14 protein-coding genes and 2 pseudogenes are annotated in these 19,033 nt (G+C 68.4%); 7 read left to right on the plus strand and 9 right to left on the minus strand.

The annotated features are described in order from the left end of the window. Positions 1-15: 15 nt before the first annotated feature. From ACFQPD_RS04290 to ACFQPD_RS04305, 4 genes and pseudogenes are all read right to left on the minus strand, one after another. A pseudogene (locus tag ACFQPD_RS04290) lies at positions 16-928 on the minus strand (IS5 family transposase). A 51-nt stretch (positions 929-979) separates the two neighbouring features. Beyond that, positions 980-1,160: pseudogene (locus tag ACFQPD_RS04295) on the minus strand (transposase); the annotation flags it as partial. A gap of 46 nt (positions 1,161-1,206) precedes the next feature. Next, positions 1,207-1,395, minus strand: coding sequence for an ankyrin repeat domain-containing protein (locus ACFQPD_RS04300; RefSeq protein WP_385898780.1), 189 nt, complete (start codon positions 1,393-1,395; stop codon positions 1,207-1,209). Beyond that, positions 1,388-1,654, minus strand: coding sequence for a hypothetical protein (locus ACFQPD_RS04305; RefSeq protein WP_385898782.1), 267 nt, complete (start codon positions 1,652-1,654; stop codon positions 1,388-1,390). The genes ACFQPD_RS04300 and ACFQPD_RS04305 overlap by 8 nt, the downstream gene beginning before the upstream one ends. Before the next feature lie 321 nt (positions 1,655-1,975). Here ACFQPD_RS04305 and ACFQPD_RS04310 point away from each other — a divergent pair, with 321 nt between their 5' ends. Next, complete coding sequence (locus ACFQPD_RS04310; protein ID WP_385898785.1) at positions 1,976-3,601, plus strand: endo-1,4-beta-xylanase; 1,626 nt, start codon at positions 1,976-1,978, stop codon at positions 3,599-3,601. A gap of 91 nt (positions 3,602-3,692) precedes the next feature. Here the strand turns inward: ACFQPD_RS04310 and ACFQPD_RS04315 are convergent, their stop codons facing one another. From ACFQPD_RS04315 to ACFQPD_RS04330, 4 genes are all read right to left on the minus strand, one after another. Beyond that, a complete protein-coding gene (locus ACFQPD_RS04315) occupies positions 3,693-4,967 on the minus strand; it encodes an alpha-L-fucosidase (protein ID WP_385898788.1) in 1,275 nt (424 codons plus the stop codon). Positions 4,968-5,045: 78 nt separating this feature from the next. Continuing rightward, positions 5,046-5,885, minus strand: a complete 840-nt coding sequence (locus ACFQPD_RS04320) for a carbohydrate ABC transporter permease (RefSeq protein WP_385898789.1) — start codon at positions 5,883-5,885, stop codon at positions 5,046-5,048. Further along, complete coding sequence (locus tag ACFQPD_RS04325; RefSeq protein WP_385898792.1) at positions 5,878-6,747, minus strand: carbohydrate ABC transporter permease; 870 nt, start codon at positions 6,745-6,747, stop codon at positions 5,878-5,880. The genes ACFQPD_RS04320 and ACFQPD_RS04325 overlap by 8 nt, the downstream gene beginning before the upstream one ends. 76 nt (positions 6,748-6,823) lie before the next feature. Next, entirely contained in the window at positions 6,824-8,059 is a 1,236-nt protein-coding gene (locus ACFQPD_RS04330; RefSeq protein ID WP_385898795.1) for an ABC transporter substrate-binding protein, read from the minus strand. Between the two features lie 357 nt (positions 8,060-8,416). On the opposite strand from ACFQPD_RS04330, the gene ACFQPD_RS04335 reads away from it, so the two are divergent. From ACFQPD_RS04335 to ACFQPD_RS04355, 5 genes are all read left to right on the plus strand, one after another. Next, a complete protein-coding gene (locus tag ACFQPD_RS04335; protein WP_385898797.1) occupies positions 8,417-9,019 on the plus strand; it encodes a hypothetical protein in 603 nt (200 codons plus the stop codon). A 382-nt stretch (positions 9,020-9,401) separates the two neighbouring features. Further along, positions 9,402-11,420 carry an AAA family ATPase gene (locus ACFQPD_RS04340; RefSeq protein WP_385898800.1) on the plus strand — a complete coding sequence of 673 codons (2,019 nt, stop codon included), beginning with the start codon at positions 9,402-9,404 and terminating at the stop codon, positions 11,418-11,420. Further along, entirely contained in the window at positions 11,420-12,268 is an 849-nt protein-coding gene (locus ACFQPD_RS04345; protein WP_385898802.1) for a hypothetical protein, read from the plus strand. Before ACFQPD_RS04340 ends, ACFQPD_RS04345 begins: the two co-directional genes overlap by 1 nt. Beyond that, positions 12,265-14,340, plus strand: a complete 2,076-nt coding sequence (locus ACFQPD_RS04350) for a hypothetical protein (RefSeq protein WP_385898804.1) — start codon at positions 12,265-12,267, stop codon at positions 14,338-14,340. Before ACFQPD_RS04345 ends, ACFQPD_RS04350 begins: the two co-directional genes overlap by 4 nt. 192 nt (positions 14,341-14,532) lie before the next feature. Then, positions 14,533-15,936, plus strand: a complete 1,404-nt coding sequence (locus ACFQPD_RS04355; RefSeq protein WP_385898807.1) for an ADP-ribosylglycohydrolase family protein — start codon at positions 14,533-14,535, stop codon at positions 15,934-15,936. 4 nt (positions 15,937-15,940) lie between these two features. Here the strand turns inward: ACFQPD_RS04355 and ACFQPD_RS04360 are convergent, their stop codons facing one another. Beyond that, positions 15,941-17,047 carry a YihY/virulence factor BrkB family protein gene (locus ACFQPD_RS04360; protein ID WP_385898809.1) on the minus strand — a complete coding sequence of 369 codons (1,107 nt, stop codon included), beginning with the start codon at positions 17,045-17,047 and terminating at the stop codon, positions 15,941-15,943. A 171-nt stretch (positions 17,048-17,218) separates the two neighbouring features. On the opposite strand from ACFQPD_RS04360, the gene ACFQPD_RS04365 reads away from it, so the two are divergent. Then, on the plus strand, positions 17,219-18,904 hold the full coding sequence (locus tag ACFQPD_RS04365) for a glycoside hydrolase family 10 protein (RefSeq protein ID WP_385898811.1): 1,686 nt from the start codon (positions 17,219-17,221) through the stop codon (positions 18,902-18,904). Positions 18,905-19,033 lie beyond the last annotated feature (129 nt).

The raw sequence follows: 19,033 nt of genomic DNA on the forward strand, positions 1-19,033 counted from the left end.
CTAGGGCGTGTCTCCTTATGCGTGAAGCCAGAGGGTGATCGCGCGTAGGACAACGCCTCCTCGGTAGATGGCTGCGTGTTTGTCGTATCGGGTAGCGATGCCGCGCCATTGCTTGTGGTCGTTGAAGGAGCGCTCCACGACGTTGCGGTTCTTGTAGGTGACCTTGTCGAACGCTGGAGGGCGTCCGCCTGCGGACCCGCGGCGTTGCCGGTGTCCGATCTCGTCGGCCCGCTGCGGGATCACGGCGGTGATGCGTTTGCTGCGCAGCAGCGTCCGGTTGCCGCGACCGGAGTAGGCCTTATCGCCCAGCACCGCCTCAGGGCGGGTGCGTGGTCGGCCTGGCCCGGGCCGTTTGACAGCGAGGTCGGCCAAGAGGAACTTCAGCACCGGCGAGTCAGCGGCCTGGCCCGCGGTCAGCGTGATCGTCAGGGGGCGTTTGCGGCCGTCGACCAGCTGATGGATCTTGGTGGACAACCCGCCGCGGGAGCGTCCGATCGCGTGGTCGGGTGGCTCGTGGGCGGGGTCTGCGGAGGAGTTCTTGTAACTCCATTCAGCCCCCTGTGAGGCCCGCTGGTCGCTCGACGCGCTTGGTGTTGGTGGCGTGTTGGTGGGCGCGGTTGATAGTGGCGTCCACGCTGACGGTCCAGTCGACCTCGCCCTTGGCGTCGGCCTCAGCGACCAGCCGGGCGTGGATGCGATCCCAGGTGCCGTCGGTGCTGAATCGCTTGTGTCTCTTCCACACGGTTTGCCAGGGGCCGAAGGACGCGGGGAGGTCCCGCCAGGCGATCCCGGTCCGCAGACGGTAGATGATCCCTTCGATCACCTCGCGGTGGTCACGGAAGGGCCGCCCCCGGCGGCCGTCCGAGGACGGCATCAACGGCTCGATCCGGGCCCACGAAGCGTCATCGAGCACAGCAAAACGAGACATGAGTCAACAATCCCGCCCATCGACCCAGATCTTTGGGAGACACGCCCTAGNGCCAGGGGCCGAAGGACGCGGGGAGGTCCCGCCAGGCGATCCCGGTCCGCAGACGGTAGATGATCCCTTCGATCACCTCGCGGTGGTCACGGAAGGGCCGCCCCCGGCGGCCGTCCGAGGACGGCATTAACGGCTCGATCCGGGCCCACGAAGCGTCATCGAGCACAGCAAAACGAGACATGAGTCAACAATCCCGCCCATCGACCCAGATCTTTGGGAGACACGCCCTAGCGCAGCAGTCTTCCACGGAGGTGGGCGCACACGTCGCCGTGCCCGAAGTGGTCGGCCCACACCGCGGGCGTCATGCCGAACTGGGCATCGGCCAACTCCCTGTCGGCCCCATGGTCCAGCAGAAGCTCGACGATTGCCCGCTCCCCGGCCGCGGCCGCGTAGTGCAGTGCGCTCGGGTTACCCACATCGACAGCGGCGCCATGCTCCACCAGCGCCCGGCACCACATCCCAGCGTCTGAGTCCAGCCGTCTCCGCCAGCAACGAGACGGGCACCGCCGCCCCGCCGTCGAGCAGCCGCGACACCTCGTCAGCATCCCCCCGCCTCGCCGCCGCCACCATCGGATCCAGGCCGTCACGCTGGGCGCGGTAGAGGTCGCGCAGCAGGCAGATCTCCGCTCCGTGGGCGATCACCTCGCGGTTGATGTGCATCACCAGCGCGGCCATGGACTGGTCGGCATGGCGCTCGCCCTTCGGCCCGAGGGGCTGGAGGAGTGCGTCGTCGTCCAGCGAGGCGCGCGATGGTCGTCACCGGCGGGACTGGCGGTTCCACCGGTTCGCCTTTCGCTCGACGCCCCGGCCGAAATTTCCCGAAACCTCTTGACGGGCACCGAACACCCTTCGTAGGGTCTCATTCAGTTTGGTACTGAACGCGAACTAATTCGACGTGACGAAGGGCCAGCGCAGGCCCTAGTCAACCCACGAGTGCACGCACGACGTCCCAGGGCGCCTGGCCGCACCGACGGTACTTTCAGAGAGGACCACCCTTTGTCCACCAACCGACTCAAGACACGGATTCTCAGGACCGCGGGGCTCGGCGCAGCCGCAGCTCTCGCTCTGTCCGGGCTCGCCGCGCCAGCCCACAGCAGCCCGGATGACGGCCTGATCCCGCCGCTGAAGGACGTCTACTCCGACTACTTCAAGGTTGGCAACATCTACTCCGGTGAGCAGACGTACGCGGAGGACTCGCCTAACTGGGCGCAGGTCGAGCGGCACTACAACATCATGACCGCCGAAAACATCATGAAGCCCGACCAGCTCCTGCCGAACGACAACATCAACACGGACACGGGCGAGTGGACCTTCAACTTCGGCCCAGCCGACTACTTCGTCGACGAGAGCCGTGAGCGTGGCATCGACGTCCACGGCCACGTGCTGGTGTGGCACAGCCAGTCGCCGTCCAAGATCTACGGACTCGAGTCCGCTGACCCGCGCGCGCAGGCCAAGGCCAACATGGAGCGCTACATCAAGGAGGTGCTGACGCACTTCAAGGGCCGGATCGTCTCCTGGGACGTCGTGAACGAGGCCTTCGTCGACGGTCTCGACACCTTCGACCCCGCCACCCAGAACTGGGAGGACTTCCTGCGCGGCAACCCCAGCGACTACAGCTACTCCGGGTGGTACGACGCCTACACCACGGACATGGACGAGGCGGCGGGCGAGCGCCCCGGCGACTTCATCTACGACGCCTTCGTCTTCGCCCGCAAGTACGGCCCCGAGGCCAAGCTCGAGTACAACGACTTCAACGTCTTCCAGTCCGAGGGCAAGGCCAAGGCCATCCTGGCCATGGCGACGGAGCTCAACGAGCGCTACGCCGCTGAGTATCCCGAGGACGAGCGTCAGCTGATCGAAGGCATCGGGCTGCAGTCGCACAACTACATCAACCAGACGCCGGCCTTCGCCTGCTCCGACCTGACCCGTCTGCCCAAGCTGGTCGACGAGGACGCCGCGGAATGGCAGCCCGGCGCGTGCTCGGACCACGCATCGGTGGAACGCTCCCTGCAGCTGATCACCGAGGCCGGCTTCACCGCTAGCGTGAGCGAGCTGGATCTGCAGGTGTGGGAGGCGTGGAACGCCGAGCCGCAGGGCGATCGTGGCCCCTACTACGACCTGGATGACCCGGCCGCGGCGGACCTCTTCTACAAGGAGGGCTTCACCTACTGGGTGGGCAAGATCGACAACCGCATGGAGCTCGAAGCCATCCAGGCGCAGCGCTTCGCCGAGTACTTCGCGGTCTACAAGAAGTACTCGCAGGACCTCGATCGCGTCACGTTCTGGGGACTGACCGACGCCCTGAACTGGCGGCGCAACCACAACCCGCAGCTGTTCAACGCCGACTTCTCCCAGAAGCTCGCCGCCCCGGCGGTCGCTGATCCTGAGGGTCTGCTGGGCGTGAAGAAGCCGATCACCGACGCCTCCGGGCTGTTCGACGCCATCGGCGAGGCAGAGGCGCTGGGCCTTCAGGGCAAGCAGTACACCGGCAAGTCCATCGGTGCGCTTCGGGCCATCATCGGGCGGGCCACCGCGACGGCTCAGTCCGGACAGACCCAGGCCGAGATCAACGCAGCACACGAGGAGGTCGTCGAGGCAGCGGCCGGACTCGAACTGAAGTAGTCCCCACAATCCAGGAGCGCCCGCGGTGATCGCCGCGGGCGCTCCCTGGGTGCAGGCTTCTCCCTCAGGGTGCCTGCGCAGAGCTACCGCCTCACAGAAGGATCGGACCGGGCCTTCCTGCGGGGAGCTCGACCGAGACCTTCTCGCCACCGACGGTCAGCGTGGCCGTGGCAGCAACCTGGGGGTCGGCGTCCTCGACGTCGACGAACAGCCGACGCTCGCCATCCTTGCCCACACCCCGCACCCAGACGCCCTCACCGGGCGTGACGTCCTGCATGCTCACCGGGCGAGACCCGTAGAGGACCTCCTTCGCTCCGGTCTGCATCCATCGTGCGAGATCCAGAAGCGCCCGCCGCTGAAGCTCCGGGAGTGTGCCGTCGGCCTTCGGCCCCACGTTGAGCAGGAAGTGTCCTCCCCTCGACACGATGTCGGTGAGCATCCGGGCGATCTGATAGCCAGTCAGGTAGTGGCTCTCGTCCTCGAGCTGGTTGTAGGCGAAGGAGTAGCCGATGCCGCGGCAGTTCTCCCACGCCTTGGCGCCCTCATTGTCGAGCAGATGCGAGTACTCGCTGGTGAGGTAGTCGGAATGCGTGTCGCCGTACCGGTCGTTGACCACACCGGAGGGCACGCGAGCGTAGAAGTAGTTGAACAGCGTGCCCAGACCGTCGGGGCCGAAGTTCTTGGCATCGTCGGGCCATTGGATGTCGTTCCACAGGACCTCCGGCTGATACCGGTCGATAAGGTCGCGACAGTGCGCGGCGCAATACGCGCCGTACTCCGCGTCCTTCGGTCGGCCGGTGTCATTGACGGATTCGTCCGTGGTGTGAGGGGGCATGGGCCTGACGTGCCAATCCAGCCCACCCGAGTAGTACACCCCGAAGTGCATGCCGGCGCCGCGGACCGCTTCGGCGATGGGTGCGATCAAGTCACGCTTGGGGCCACGCGCCACTGTGTTACGCCCGTTCGTGTGCGGCGCATCCCACAGGGTGATGCCATCGTGATGTTTGGTGGTGGGGATGACGTAGCCGGCTCCCGCGTCGCGGAACAGCGTCGCCCACTCTGCGGGATCGAAGTTCTCAGCCTTCCAGAGATCGAGCAGACCGTCGTAGGGCATGTCGCCGTACACCTCACGATGGTGCTCCTGCGCCGGTGACCCGTCGATCCTGATCGTGTTGTAGTACCACTCGGAGTAGGGATTGTGCTTGAACCAGGTCTCCCACTCGATCGTGCCGAGGGCGCCGATGGGCTCCCCCCACGCGGAGACGGAGTAGGCCCCCCAGTGGATGAAGATCCCGAAGGGAGTGTCCGCGTACCACTGCGGTAGCTCACGCTCGGAGAGCTCCTCGAAGGTCGTGGCATCAGTCATGATTGACTCCTTTTCAGCGACTCGACGTCGCGTTGATGTTGAGCGAGATGCCGAGCCAGCCGGCAAAGGATCCTGGGGCTAGCGACCACCGAAGCCGCCGATGTTGATCCCCTTCGCGATCTGCCTCTGAAGGAAGACGACGATCGAGAGGCTTGCCAGCACCGCGATCGACGTTGCCGCCATGAGCGGACCCCAGTCCGTTCCGCGCTCTCCCGAGAACATGCTGAGCCCCAACTGCAGCGGCGCCTTGGCCGGATCAGTCACGATGATGAGCGGCCATAGGAAGGCATTCCAATAGTCGATGAACGTGAAGGCAGCCACGATAGAGATCGGGCCGCGGAGCAGCGGCACGATCACGTGCCGCAGCAACTGCCACTGGTTGGCACCGTCGATGCGCGCAGCCTCCTCGTAGTCCGGAGGGAGGGAGAGGAGAAACTGCCTCAGGAGGAACGTTCCGAAGGCTCCGAATGCAAAGGGCAGGATGATCGCTGGGTAGGTGTTGACGAGGCCCAGGCTGTTGGCGCCGATGAAGAGCGGGATAACCAGGACCTCGATCGGCAGCATCAGGGTGGCGATGAAAACGGCGAACAGTCCCCCCCTGCCAGGAAACTCGAGCCTGGAGAACGCATAGGCGCTGAGCACCGACACCGTCACGGCTATGAGGGCGCCCATTCCTGCGATGAAGAACGTGTTAGCGAGGATCCGTGCGAAGGGAATCGCCGAGAATACCTCGGCATAGTTGCTCCACCGCACCTCGGTGCCGAAGAGGCTGCCCCCGCCGAGGAGCACCTCGTTGCTGGGCTTCAGCGAGGAGAAGAGCATCCATATGAATGGGACGACGAAGATGAAGCCCACCACAGCCAGAGCGACCTTGCTGAACAGTTGCCCGTAGTTGAACGGCTTGCGGCGGTCAGGCATCGTAGCTCACCCACTTCTTCTGACCCACGAACTGCAGGGCAGTGACCAACATCACAATCACGAACAGCACCCACGCCATTGACGACGCGAGTCCCAACCGGTCATAGGAGAATCCCGTCCGGTAGAGGCTCAGAACAAGTGTGTTTGTTGCGTTTCCGGGACCTCCGAGGGTGAGCACATACGGCTGAGCGAAGACCTTGAATCCACCGATGACCGTCATCACGCTGCAGAAGAACAACGAGGGCGAGAGCATGGGGAACGTCACTCTCCAGAACCTGCTCCAAGCGGTCGTTCCATCGATCCGGGCGGCCTCCATGACTGACGGGTTGATGTTGTTGAGGCCGGCGATGAGGATCACGATGTTGTAGCCGATCCCTTGCCACAGGGACATGAGGATGAGCGACGTCATGGCCCAGCCGCCATCTCCCAACCATGAGGGGCCCTCGACGCCAAACCACCCCAGAAACGTGTTCAGCAGGCCACGGTCCTGCAGCATGAGGCGCCAGATCAGGGCATTCGCCACCATGGGCGTGACCACGGGAACGAAGAAGAGGATCTGGAAGAACGGCGCCCAAGTGGGAAGCGACCGCAGCCACACTGCGATGCCTGTGCAGATGATGAGGTTGGCGATCGTGTAACCGAAGGCGAAGAGCGCGGTGTTGCCCAGTACCGTGAAGAACACGGGATCCGCGCCCGACAGGATCTGGGCGTAGTTGTCCAGCCCCACGAACTCCCTCGAACCAAAGAGCGGCCATCGGTAGAGGCTGATCACCAACGAAGCGATCAGCGGAACGACGATGAACGAGATGAAGCCGGCCATGCCCGGAGCCAAGTGGAAGAAGGCCAGCAGGCGTTGGCTCATGCCTGGCTTGCTGGCCCTCTTAACATCTCGCTTCGGTGTGGTGCGACCCGCTACCGGAAGCGTGCTGTTCATCTGATCAGCCGATGCCCTGCTCGATGGAGGTGAGGATCTCCTCGGCGGTGCGGACACCGCGCACACCTTCAGGTGAGTACTGGGCGAATTGCGTCACGAACTGGTTCCACGTGGACGTGGTCTCCAGCGGAAGCGCGTTCTCGAGCAGTGCCTCCACAACTTCGACGTCCTCGGCGGGCTTGCCCTCAGACCAAGCACTCATGGCCTCAGGCACAGACGGCACAGTGCCGCGATTCTTGCCCACGTAGCCCACCACGTCAGGCGTCGTCATCTTCATGATGTTCTCGAACGCCGCCTCCTTGTCGGGGCAGGACTCCGCGATGCCGAAGCCCGAGCCCTGGATCATCCCAACAGGCTCACCCGATGTCGACGGCGGAACGGAGATTCCCACCTCGAACTCGGCCCCATCGACGATAGTCGAGTAGAACCAGGGTCCGTCGATGATCATCGCCACGTTGCCGGCGAAGAACTCCGCGCGACCGCGCTCGTCGTTGTCACCCGCGCTGGGGGCCGCCGCAACCTGCTCGACATTCACGAGGTCCATGACCCACTGAAAATCCTCGACGAAGGCGGGATCCGTGATCGCCAGTTGGCCGTCCTTGACGGGCGCGTTGCCGTCAGCGAACGCGATCGGAAGGTAGGGGTACATGGAGTCCGCTGCGACGTAGACGCCGTACTTGCCGTCGCCGGTCAGAGCCTTGGCGTCGGCCAGGAACTGATCCCGCGAGTAGGTAGCGCCCGGCAGATCGAGGCCCTTCTCCTCGAAGAGCGCCTTGTTGTAGTACAGGAGCATCGGCTCGGCATCGTACGGCAGTGCCCGCACCGTTCCGTCGACGGTCAGGCCCTGCATCATGGCCTCGTTGTACATGGAGAGGTCGAGGCCCGCATTCTCAGCCAGATCGTCCAGCGGTGCCAGGAGCTGTGACAGCTCCTGCGCTCGGGCAGCCTGGGTGGTCATGATGCAAGGCGCATCCCCCGCCGACATCCGGGTCTTCACCAGGGTCCAGTACTCCTGGAAGCTCGGGCCCTCCAGCGACAGGTCGAACTCGGCGTCGCCTCCCTCCTGGACGCCCGCGATGAACGTCTCCCACTGCTCACGATCGGACTCATTGGAGACCCACGTGTACATCTGGTTGGCCCGCTCGCTACCTGCGGCGCTGCCTTCCTCGTCCTGGCTGCAGCCCGCCAAGCCCAGCACGAGAACGCCAGCCAACAGCCCAGCCGAGATCCTTCTTGGCATCAGAACACTCCTTCGTTTTCTGCGCGGCCGGCCCGTGATGGGGTCTCCGTCGTTGGAGCCCGGGGTCTCGACCTGTGTGTCTCACGTTAACATCTTCTGTTAGCGTTACCAAACGACAGGACAATTCGTTACCAAACCGTGACCTTCGGAGGCTGACGCACTCATTCCCACTGCCCGCGGGTCGCGGGCGCGAGCGAAGGATGTGCCCTGCACCACCTCTGTCAGCCACCGTCGATAGACTCGCACGAGTCAGATCGGCTGCGCTCCACACGCTGGCGGGGACGCCGGCGTCCTTGATCCGCGGAGTTGGCCGAGCCCAGGGGCGGCACCTGACAGTGAGGTTGGGGGACCCACCACATGGCGGCAGTCAAGAAGTTCATCGTTCCGGCGCTCCTCGCCCTCCTCGTGGGGGTGCTCGCGCTGGTCGGATACCAGGCGGCGCAGAGCTGGCGGCTGTTCGGCAGCGAGTCCGAGTCCACGGACACGCGCGTCATCCAGTCCATCAAACGCGAGGAGCAGGTGGTGCTCCTCAGCCTGGGCATCCAAGGCATCTCCGAGAAGACCGAGAAGCGCACATTCCTGGGGGTCGAGGTCCCAGGCAGCGACCGGGCAACCTTCATGCAGTACTCCTTCAACGCCAAACTGGGCATTGACGGCCGAGACGTGCGGATCGTCCCGGTTGGCGAGAAGAAGTACCGCATCTCCATCCCCGAGTACATCTTCATCGGACACAGCAACGAGGACTTCAGGCTGGTGGCCGAGAACAACGGGGTCCTGAGCTTCATCACGCCGGAGAACGACCCGGTCGAGATGATCAACAGCATCCTCAGCGCAGATGCGCAGGCGGACTACATCGCCGACAACGAGCAGATCCTCCGCGAACAGGCCACCTACTTCTACTCCAGCATCATCACGGGCATCGACCCGGAGATCGACATCACCTACGACTTCAGCCAGTAGCCCTCTGCTCTACCGGCCCGGCACCTGGGACGCCGGGCCGGCGTCGTCGCCGTCACGAGTTGACGATCAGCACTCCCCGACCACCAGCGAGCGCGACACCTGTCCCAACACCCCAGGGCCCGTCACCTCGTCGCTCGCAGGGCCCGCCACCACGATGTCGGACCCCGGCTTGGCCGGGCCATGGACCTAGGTCGCATGTCGCCGGCGCGTCACATTTCTCGCTGTGGGGCTTCTTGCGTGCATATGCACAGAGAAAGCTCCACAGCGAGAAACTTGCCGGCACACAGGACCACTCGGAGCCCACATCCCACTCCAGACCGTCCTGCCTCTTCCCCGCTAGCCCGGTCGCCGCAATAATCCCCACCAACAAGGGGGTGCGCCTATGAGGCTCCGACGACCCGCTCAACCCGACGTTCTCGGCGCCGCCACGGAGCGGCTCACGGAGGAGACCGCGCGCGCCTGGCGGCAGAAGCGCTCCCGGGGACCCGAACTGGACCCCGTCCTTCACCACCCCGATGTCATGGATTCGTTGCTCCGCATGACGAATGGCACCTGCGCCTACTGCGAGCGTGCTCTGGAGGCGCAGGGCCCGGACGCGGCGGTCGTTGCCCACCATCGCCCGTCCTGGGGCGCGGTGGGCCTCGACGGCGCCATCGCCCTGTCCGCCTACTGGTGGCTCACCTACGACTGGGCCAACCTCTACCCCGCCTGCGCTGACTGTGTCCGCTCCCGCGGCACGAGGTTCCCCGTCGACGGGCCGCGCGCGGCGGCACGCCAACCGCTCGACGCCGAGCTTCCACTTCTCCTCGATCCCCTCGACGACGACCCCGACGAGCACCTGCGCTACCAGCCCGACGGCACCGTCACGGCCCTGACCGACCGCGGCCGCGCCACCATCGACGTCCTCGCCCTCAACCGCGACTTCCTCGTCAAGGCCCGCCAGGCCGCGCTCACCTCGCCCGGCCACGCCTTCCCCACCCTCCACCGCCAGCTCGGCGGCTACGCGGAGTCCGCGCCCCCGGAGGCGGAATCAGTTCCCCCTCCCGCGCCGCTACCCCAAGGCCCCGACCTCCCGCCCATGGCCGGCGCCGGGCCGGGCGCCCCCGCCTACGACCTCAACGTCGCCATGGCGGCGCCCGAGCGCGGCAACTACTACCAGGCGACGCAGTGGATCGAGCGCGTCGTCATCCGCAACTTCCGCCCCGTCCGCGACCTCGAGATCGACCTCGCGCGCTCCACCAGCGACCGCGGCCCCTGGACGGTGCTCCTCGGCGAGAACGGCTGCGGCAAGAGCTCGGTGCTGCACGCCATCGCACTGACGTTGATGGGCGGCCAGCAGCGCCGCCAACTCGGCATCGACGCCCGCCGCTTCCTCCGCGACGGCGCCCGCAAGGGCCTCGTCGAGGTCTACCTCTCCGGCCGGCAGGAGCCACTGCGCCTCGAGTGGGCGAAGGGCGAGCGGGACTTCCACGGCCCCGAACCGGTCCCGGCGCTGCTGCTCGGCTACGGCGCCACCCGCCTGCTGCCGCGCACGCCGTCGCCCCTCGACGACAACCGCGTGGTGCGGGTGGACAACCTCTTCGACCCCGTCGCCCCGCTCACTGACCCCACCTCGTGGCTGCTCTCCCTCGATGAGGACACCTACGACGACGTCGCCAGCGGCATCCACGAGATGCTCGCCCTCGACCACGACGCCGAGCTCATCCGCCACCGCGACCGTGTGGTCCTCAAGCAGGGCCGCACCCGCTCGGACATCGGCACGCTGAGCGACGGCTACCAGTCGATGGTGGTGATGGCCTGCGACATCCTCCGCTCCACGATGCGGCTGTGGACGCAGTCGGCGCTCGCGGAGGGGATCGTGCTGATCGACGAGATCGGCGCCCACCTCCATCCGCGATGGCGGCTGCGGATCGTCACCGCGATGCGCAACCTCATGCCGCGCATCCAGTTCATCGTCACGACCCACGACCCGCTGTGCCTGCGGGGCATCGTCGACGGCGAGGTCGTCGTCATGCGCCGCAACAGCGAGGGCGACATCGTCTCCCTCTCCGACCTCCCGCCCGTCACGGGCATGCGCGTCGACCAGCTCCTCACCTCCGAGCACTTCGGGTTGGGCTCGACCGACGACCCGGAGGTCGCCGAGCTGTGGGAGAGCTACTACCGCCTCATGGGCCTCAAACACCCGACGGCGGAGCAGGCTGAGCGCCTCGGTCGCGTCCGGGCGCGGCTCGACGAGCTCGAGCAGTTCGGCTCCACGGAGCGGGAGCGGCTGCTGCTGACGTCGGCCGCCGGCTACATCGCGCAGCGCCGCGAGTCCGGCGACGCCGTCGCCCCCACCAGCGCCGAGGTCAACGCCAAGCTGGCCGACCTGTGGCGCCAGTACCTGCCGGGCGGCGACTGATGCGCCGGGTGAAGCGGCCCGCGGCGCCGACGAGCCTGTCGGAGAAGAAGGCGCTCGACGAGCGCCAGGCGGCCCTCGACTTCTACGCGGCCTGGGACGGCACCACGAAGTACGACGGCTACAAGGTCTACAAGAACCCCGACATCCGGGCGGAGCTGGAGAAGGCGTTCGGCGGCAAGTGCGCCTACTGCGAGACGTACTACGCCGCGACCCAGCCGGTCGCCATCGAGCACTACCGCCCCAAGGGCGAGGTGACCATCGGCGGGAAGCGGGTCCCTCCGGGCTACTACTGGCTGGCCAGCGAGTGGACCAACCTGCTGCCGTCGTGCACCGACTGCAACAGCCCCCGCAAGCAGGACCTGCCCGACGACACCCGCACCGCCGGCAAGGCCAACGCGTTCCCGCTGGCGTCGGAGGCGTCGCGCGCCACCGCGCCCGGCGACGAGAAGCGCGAGAAGCGGCTGCTGCTGCATCCCTACCTCGACTATCCCGAGAAGCACCTGGAGTTTGTGTGGGGCACCGGCACCGTCGACGACGGCTGGGTCCGGCCCCGGCGCGGCAGCGCGAAGGGCGAAGCGACCATCGCCGTGTGCGCGCTGCAGCGTCGCGGGCTGCGAGCCGCCCGCCGCGACCGCCTCCTCGACCTCGTCGCCCACCTGGAGACCGTCGTCGAGGCCAGGGAGAACGTCGCCCGGCATCCCGACGACCCCGCCCTCCTCGCGCAGTACGAGCGGCGCCTCGCCGAGGTGAGCCGCTTCGTCGACGACCACGCCCCCTACAGCGCCATGTGCCGCCAGGTGGTGTCCAGCTACCACGACCGGCTGTTCGGACCGAAGGAGCCCCGATGACCACACCCAGCCCGTACGCCGCGCCGTCGCTGACCTGCGACATCGTCATGAAGGGCGGCATCACCAGCGGCGTGATCTATCCGCGCGCCGTCGCGGAGCTCGCGCAGACCTACCGGTTGAGCTCGGTCGGCGGGGCGTCCGCCGGGGCGATCGCGGCGGCCGCCGCTGCCGCCGCCGAGCTCGGCAGGCAGACCGGGGGCTTCGAGGAGCTCGACGCGATGCCCGACGAGCTGGCCGCCGTCGGGCCCGACGGGCACTCGACGCTGGCGTCGTTCTTCCAGCCGACGGCGACGGCGGCGCCGCTGTTCCGGCTGCTGTTCGCTGTCGCGGGGGCTGAGGGCGGGAAGGTCGGCGCCCTGGTGCGGGGTCTGCTGGGCAGCTTCTGGAAGGAGGCCCTCGGCGGTTCCCTCGTGGGATTGGTCCTGGTGGTGGTGAGCCTGTTGGGCGAGGGTGTCGCGACGGTCGCGGGCCTCATCGGTGGGCTGCTGCTGCTCGTGATCGGCGCGGCGGTGGGGGTCCTGGTCGGGGCGCTGCGGACGTTCGCGCGGGTGGCGGGCGACGGCTTCGGCATGTGCACGGGCATGGAGGGCGACGGCGCCGGCGGCGCGACCCCGCTCACGCCGTGGCTGTACGAGAAGATCCAGTCGCTGGCCGGGCGCGGCCCGGGCGACGCGCCGCTGACGTTCGGGGACCTGCGCCGCGCCGGCGTGACGCTGCGCGTGATGACCACGAACCTCACCCGGCACCAGCCGATGGCGATGCCGTGGACCACGGGCGAGTTCTGGTTCGACCCCGACGAGTTCCGCCGCCTGTTCCCCGAGGACGTGGTCGCGTGGATGGAGAACCCGTTCGCTGAGGTCGCGCCCGACGGCGCAGCCGTCCGGGCGAGTCTCGAAGCCGACGCCACCCCGCTCGCTGAGGTCGCGCCCGACGGCGCAGCCGTCCGGGCGAGTCTCGAAGCCGACGCCGCAGGCGTCGATCCCCTGACCCGAGCGACCCCCTTCGACACCCAGCTCCGCAGCGCACAGGCCGGGCGACTCCGCCCGTGGCCGTCCCCCGACGACCTGCCGGTGATCGTCGCGACCCGCATGTCGCTCAGTTTCCCCGTCCTCATCTCCGCGGTCCGGCTCTGGTCCATCGACTTCACCCAGCCGTCGAACTGGCGCGCCGTGGACGAGGCCGCGCGCTGGCGTCGCGCCAACCCGGACGGCACCGTCGAGCAGGCGCTGGCGGCACTCCCGGCACCGACGTTCTCGCCGGTGTGGTTCACCGACGGCGGGCTGTGCGCGAACCTGCCGGTGCACTTCTTCGACTCGCCGCTGCCCAAGCATCCGACGTTCGCGTTCAACCTCGGTCCGTTCCCGCCGGGTCGGGAGAAGTCGCCGGACCAGTCCGAGAACAGCTACCTGCCCACGGCCAACGCGGGCGGCCTGCAGCGACCGTGGTTCCCGCTGCCGACCGCGGGTCTCGGCGCGTGGGCGTCGTTCGGCATGCTCATGGTGCACACCGCGCGTGAGTGGGTCGACGCCGCGCAGATGGTGATGCCGGGCTACCGCGACCGCATCGTCACCGTCCACCACGACGAGTCCGAGGGCGGGATGAACCTGTCGATGCCGCCGGACGTCGTGCGCGACCTCGCCGAGCGCGGCCGCCTGGGCGCGGTGAAGCTCGTCGACGTGTTCGCGGGCGAGCGGCCCGGCGTCGTGCCCGCCCGCGGCTGGGACAACCACCGCTGGATCCGGTTCCGGACCGCGGCGTCGGGCCTGGCGGGCTGGCTGGGGGCGTGGAACCGCAGCTACCGTGACGCGTCTCCCGGCGGCACGTCGTACCCCGACCTGGCCGGGCCCGGCGCGGACGCCGAGCTGCCGTCGTACCGGCCGACGAACGCGCAGCGGGAGTCGCTCAACGAGAAGACGGGCCAGCTGGCGGGCCTGGCCGACGCCTGGGGGGCCGCGCCGATGCCGCCCGCGCCCCAGCCGGCGCCGCGGCTGCGGCTGGTACCCGACGACGGCACCGCGGCCGGCCTCGACGCCTCCGACGACCCGCCGTCGCCGCCCCCCGCGACGTCGTGACTGGGCTGGTTCGTGTCGGTGCCGCCGGGCGGATGGGTTTGAGCAGATGGCACTGCTCAACGTGGTCGGCCCGCGTGGGCTGAGCGTCGGCCTGGCCACGAGTCGTGCCATCTGCTCAAACCCCATCCCGGCACGGCCGACGGGGCGAGAATGGAGCCCTCCCCTGAGCCCACCCATACCTGGAGGACCGCAGTGACGCCCAACACCTTCCCGGACGACGCCGGCCGGCTCGTCGCCTCCGCGCGGATCTCGTCGCTCGCGCCCGACGAGGTGTTCGTGTTCGGCTCCAACGCCGCGGGCGCACACGGCGGGGGTGCCGCGCGGTTCGCGATGGACCGGTTCGGCGCGGTCTGGGGACAGGGACACGGTCCGCAGGGCCGCAGCTACGCCGTCGACTCCATGAGCGGCCTCGACGTGCTGGCGCGCGAGGTCGCGGACTTCCTGGCGTACGCCGCCGCGCACCGCGACGAGGTGTTCCTCGTCACGGAGATCGGGTGCGGGATCGCGGGGTACACGCCCGACGACGTCGCGCCGCTGTTCGCCGGGGCGCCGGGGAACGTCGCGCTGCCGGCGTCGTTCCTGGAGCGGCTCCCCGCCTCGGACGCCGCCACGCCCGGATCCGTGCCGCTCGGCGCTGACGACCGGGTCGCGGATCGGGCTGCGGGGGTCGTGGTCGCCTCGGCCGCCGGCGACGCCCTCGGCGCGCCGTACGAGTTCGGTCCGTCCCTGTCCGACGAGGTCACACCGGCCTTCGGCGTCGGCACCTTCGGCCACGCCCCCGGCGAGTGGACCGACGACACGTCCATGGCGATGCCGATTCTCGAGGCCATCGCCCGCGGCGACTCCCTCCGCGACCCCCAGGTCCTCGCCCACATCGTCCGCCGGTGGTGGGAGTGGTCCCGCGACGCCCGCGACGTGGGCGCCCAGACCCGCGCCGTCCTGGCGGGCACCGAGGCGACCGGCCCGGCCGCCATCACGGAGGACTTCATGCGGGGCCGGGCCCGCGCCGTGCACGACGCCACCGGGCGGAGCGGCGGCAACGGCTCGCTCATGCGCACCGGCCCCGTCGCGCTGGCCTACCTGGCGCAGGGCGCGGAGCGAGATCTGGTCGACGCCGCCGCCCGCATCGCGCAGCTGACCCACTGGGAGGACGACAACGTCGACGCCGTCGTGCTGTGGTCGCTGGCCATCCGGCACGCGGTCCTGACCGGGGAGCTCGACCCGCGTGTCGGGCTCCCCTTCGTGCCGGAGCAGCGTCGCCACAGCTGGGCCGGCCTCATCGACGACGCGACGGCACCCGGAGCACATCCCCGCGACTTCCACGCCCAGAACGGCTGGGTGGTCCGGGCGTTCCAGGCGGCGCTGGCCGCCGTCGTCGGCGCGGCCGGTCTCCGCGACGCCCTCGAGCGCGCCGTCCGCGGCGGGGCGGACACGGACACGGTCGCGGCCATCGCGGGATCCCTCGCCGGGGCGGTGTGGGGCGCCTCCCACGTACCGGCGGAGTGGCGCGCATCCCTGCACGGCTGGCCCGGCTACACCGTCGACGACCTCAGCCGCCTCGCCCTCGAGGCCCTCGGCGAAAGCCCGGCGAGCTGAGCCCTCACGCCTCGCGCGAGCGATCCCGGCCTTGCTCGAGGCGCAGTTCGCGGCCGCGATCCACCAACGCTGCGTGCTTGTCGGCGAGCTTCTCGGACGCGCGGGTGTCGCGGGGCGGGAGCTTGATCGTCTCCTCGGCCTCGATGCCGCCCTGCAGCTGCCGGCCGCGCTCGATCTCGGCGTCGATCTCCGCGCCGAACAACAGGACGTTGTTGATGATCCACAGGCCCAGCAGCATGACGATGACCGAGCCGATGATCCCGTAGGTGGCGTTGTAGGACGCGAAGTTCGCCACGTACACCGAGAACGCCGCGACCGCCAGCGCCGACACCACGAGCGCCACCACCGCGCCGACGCTGATCCAGCGGAACCTCGGCTGCCGCACGTTGGGCGTGAAGTAGTACAGGAGCGCGACGGCGAGCACAGCCAGCGCGACGACCACCGGCCACTTGGCGATGTTCCACAGCAGGACGGTGGTGTCGGCCAGGCCGATGAACGCGCCGACGGTGTCGGCCAGGTCGCCGGACAGCAGGAGCGCGAACACGATGACCGCCATGAGGAGGACGAGCACGAACGTCAGGGCGAGCATCTGGGGCTTGTGCTTCCAGATCGGCCGCCCCTCCTCCACCTCGTAGATGCGGTTCATCGCGCGCGAGAACGCCCCGACATACCCCGACGCGGCCCACAGCGCGCCCGCCAGGCCCGTGATGAGCGCCAGGCCCGCCCCGGTCTGCCCCGCGAGGCCGGTGATGGTGTCGCCGAGGAGTTCGGCGAGCTCGGCCGGCGCATAGGTCTCGATCCAGCGGTTGATGCCCTCGACCGTCTGCTCGCCGCGCCCGAACACGCCCAGCAGCGACACGAGCGCCAGCAGCATCGGGAACAGCGACAGGACGGCGAAGTACGTGAGGCTGGCCGCCAGGTCAGTGACGTGGTCCTTGGAGAACTCCGACAGCGCCCGACGCAGCGAGTACCGCCACGAGGGCTTCGCGAGATCCGACGGCGAGTCGGGCTTGCGGGGATCCTCCGGGTGGGGCGCGGTCGCGGCCTTGTCGCGGGTCTGCTCGACGGACTCGGGCTCCGAGCCGTCGGCGAACTTCTGGTCAGGGGACATAGTCCGTCGATACCCCACAGGCCCCGGCGTCAAACCGTCGAGCCCCTTCCAGTACGGAGCGCTCAGGCGTAAAATTGCTAGCCCGGTGGCTTCGAGCAGCCCCGACGCCCGCCCACCCGCGCCCGCCGCAGCGCTCCTCCCCTGACCATCGGATACCGGTGGGAGGACACCATGAGGAAGTTCATCACCCTGGCGATCGCGGCGCTGCTCGCCGTCGTCGCCTTCCAACCGAACCCGGCCGCGGCTGCGCCCGTGTCGCAGTGGCGCTCGCTCTGGGTCGACGCGTTCAACCCGGGCTTGTCGTCGCCGCAACAGATCGCCCAGGTGGTGGCCGACGCGAAGGCGGCCAACGTCAACACCCTCCTGGTGCAGTCGGTGCGGCGCTTCGACTGCTTCTGCACCAAGTCCACCTATCCGCGCAGCTCGACCATCGCGACGCCCGCCCCGTTCGATCCCCTCGCAGAGGTGATCCGGCAGGCGCACGCCGCGGGGCTGCGCGTGCACGCCTGGTTCAACGTCGGCACCCTGTGGAACAGCACCACCCCACCGGCCGACCCCTCGCACCTCTACAACACCCACGGCCCGTCGGCGACCGGGGCGAACCGCTGGCTCGACAAGCGCTACGACGGCGGCGAACTCTCCGGAAGCAACTCCTACGTCGACCTCGCCAACCCCGCCGCCGTCGACTACATCGTCGCGGGCGCCAACTCGATCGTGCGCAACTACGACGTCGACGGCATCAACCTCGACTACATCCGTTACCCCGACCGCACCGGCACCATCGCGGGCAACGACTGGGGCTACTCCGCCACCTCGCTGCAGCGGTTCCGCGCCGCGACCGGCCGCACCGACACGCCGCTGCCGTCGGACCAGCAGTTCTCGCAGTGGCGTCGCGACCAAGTCACCAACGTCGTGCGCCGGATCAGCCAGACCGTCGCGGCGGCGGACACCTCCGTCGTGCTGTCGGTCAACGCCATCTCCTACGGCGACGGGCCGTCCGCGACCCTCAGCTGGCAGGCCAGCGCCCCCTACGCCGCGGTGCTGCAGGACTGGTACGGGTGGACCAGGGCCAAGCTCATCGACGCCGTCGTGCTGATGAACTACAAGCGCCAGCACGACGCCGCCCAGGCCGCCATGTTCACGTCCTGGAACCAGTTCCTGGTGCGGGTGCGCAACGAGACCGGCCGGCACATGATCTCCGGCGCCGCCTTGTACCTCAACACCATCCCCAACTCGGTGCGGCAAGCGCAGGCGGTCACGTCGCTCGGGCTCGGCTGGTCCGGGTTCAGCTACGCCAACACCAGCCAGGCGGCCGCGGCGTCGACCTCGCTCACGGTGAAGACGGAGCAGCGACGGCAGACGTTCGCCGCGCTGAAGGCCAGCGTGTTCGCGGCCCCGGCGTCGGTGCCCGCGATGCCGTGGAAGACGCCGGTCGACGTCTACAGCACGCCCGGCTACCACCAGGTCAACGGACGCGAGTGGCGCACGACCTGCGAGCCGTACTCGCAGACCATCCGCTGCCGCACCGACATCTGGGCCACCGCCGTCACGTACACCGGCGGGCGGTACGTGAAGACCAACACGTGGGTCTTCAACAACCTCACCTACCTGCCGTACATGACGCGCGCGCAGTGGGGCAGCAACCCGCTCGCCAATGACTCCGACGGCAAGGTGTTCTACTCCGGCGGCCGGCAATGGAAGACGGAGTGCGACACCGCCACCACCGGATACGGCGGCTGCCGCAGCTACATCCTGTCGCTGGGTGTGGTGCACGCGGTGCGCAACCCCGACGGCACGTGGCGGTACTACCGCGCCGACACCTGGGTGTTCAACAACATGGTGCGCTTCAAGCTGTGACGTGAGGCGGGGTGGTTCCCCGCCGTGCCGCGGGCCGGTCGGGCCGGTGGGGGTTGAGCAGATGGCACCACTCGCGGATGGCGTCGCGCGTGAGCCGAGCGTGCCCCGCTCGTTGAGCCGTGCCATCTG

This window comes from Tessaracoccus sp. O5.2 (genome assembly GCF_964266725.1).
In the GTDB taxonomy this organism is placed as follows: Bacteria; Actinomycetota; Actinomycetes; order Propionibacteriales; family Propionibacteriaceae; genus Arachnia; species Arachnia lapidicapta.

Coding starts and splice junctions, on each gene's coding strand:
- ACFQPD_RS04305 (WP_385898782.1), bottom strand. CDS start 1,654: ATGGCCGCGCTGGTGATGCACATCAACCGCGAGGTGATCGCCCACGGA.
- ACFQPD_RS04315 (WP_385898788.1), bottom strand. CDS start 4,967: ATGACTGATGCCACGACCTTCGAGGAGCTCTCCGAGCGTGAGCTACCG.
- ACFQPD_RS04320 (WP_385898789.1), bottom strand. CDS start 5,885: ATGCCTGACCGCCGCAAGCCGTTCAACTACGGGCAACTGTTCAGCAAG.
- ACFQPD_RS04325 (WP_385898792.1), bottom strand. CDS start 6,747: ATGAGCCAACGCCTGCTGGCCTTCTTCCACTTGGCTCCGGGCATGGCC.
- ACFQPD_RS04330 (WP_385898795.1), bottom strand. CDS start 8,059: ATGCCAAGAAGGATCTCGGCTGGGCTGTTGGCTGGCGTTCTCGTGCTG.
- ACFQPD_RS04335 (WP_385898797.1), top strand. CDS start 8,417: ATGGCGGCAGTCAAGAAGTTCATCGTTCCGGCGCTCCTCGCCCTCCTC.
- ACFQPD_RS04340 (WP_385898800.1), top strand. CDS start 9,402: ATGAGGCTCCGACGACCCGCTCAACCCGACGTTCTCGGCGCCGCCACG.
- ACFQPD_RS04345 (WP_385898802.1), top strand. CDS start 11,420: ATGCGCCGGGTGAAGCGGCCCGCGGCGCCGACGAGCCTGTCGGAGAAG.
- ACFQPD_RS04350 (WP_385898804.1), top strand. CDS start 12,265: ATGACCACACCCAGCCCGTACGCCGCGCCGTCGCTGACCTGCGACATC.
- ACFQPD_RS04360 (WP_385898809.1), bottom strand. CDS start 17,047: ATGTCCCCTGACCAGAAGTTCGCCGACGGCTCGGAGCCCGAGTCCGTC.
- ACFQPD_RS04365 (WP_385898811.1), top strand. CDS start 17,219: ATGAGGAAGTTCATCACCCTGGCGATCGCGGCGCTGCTCGCCGTCGTC.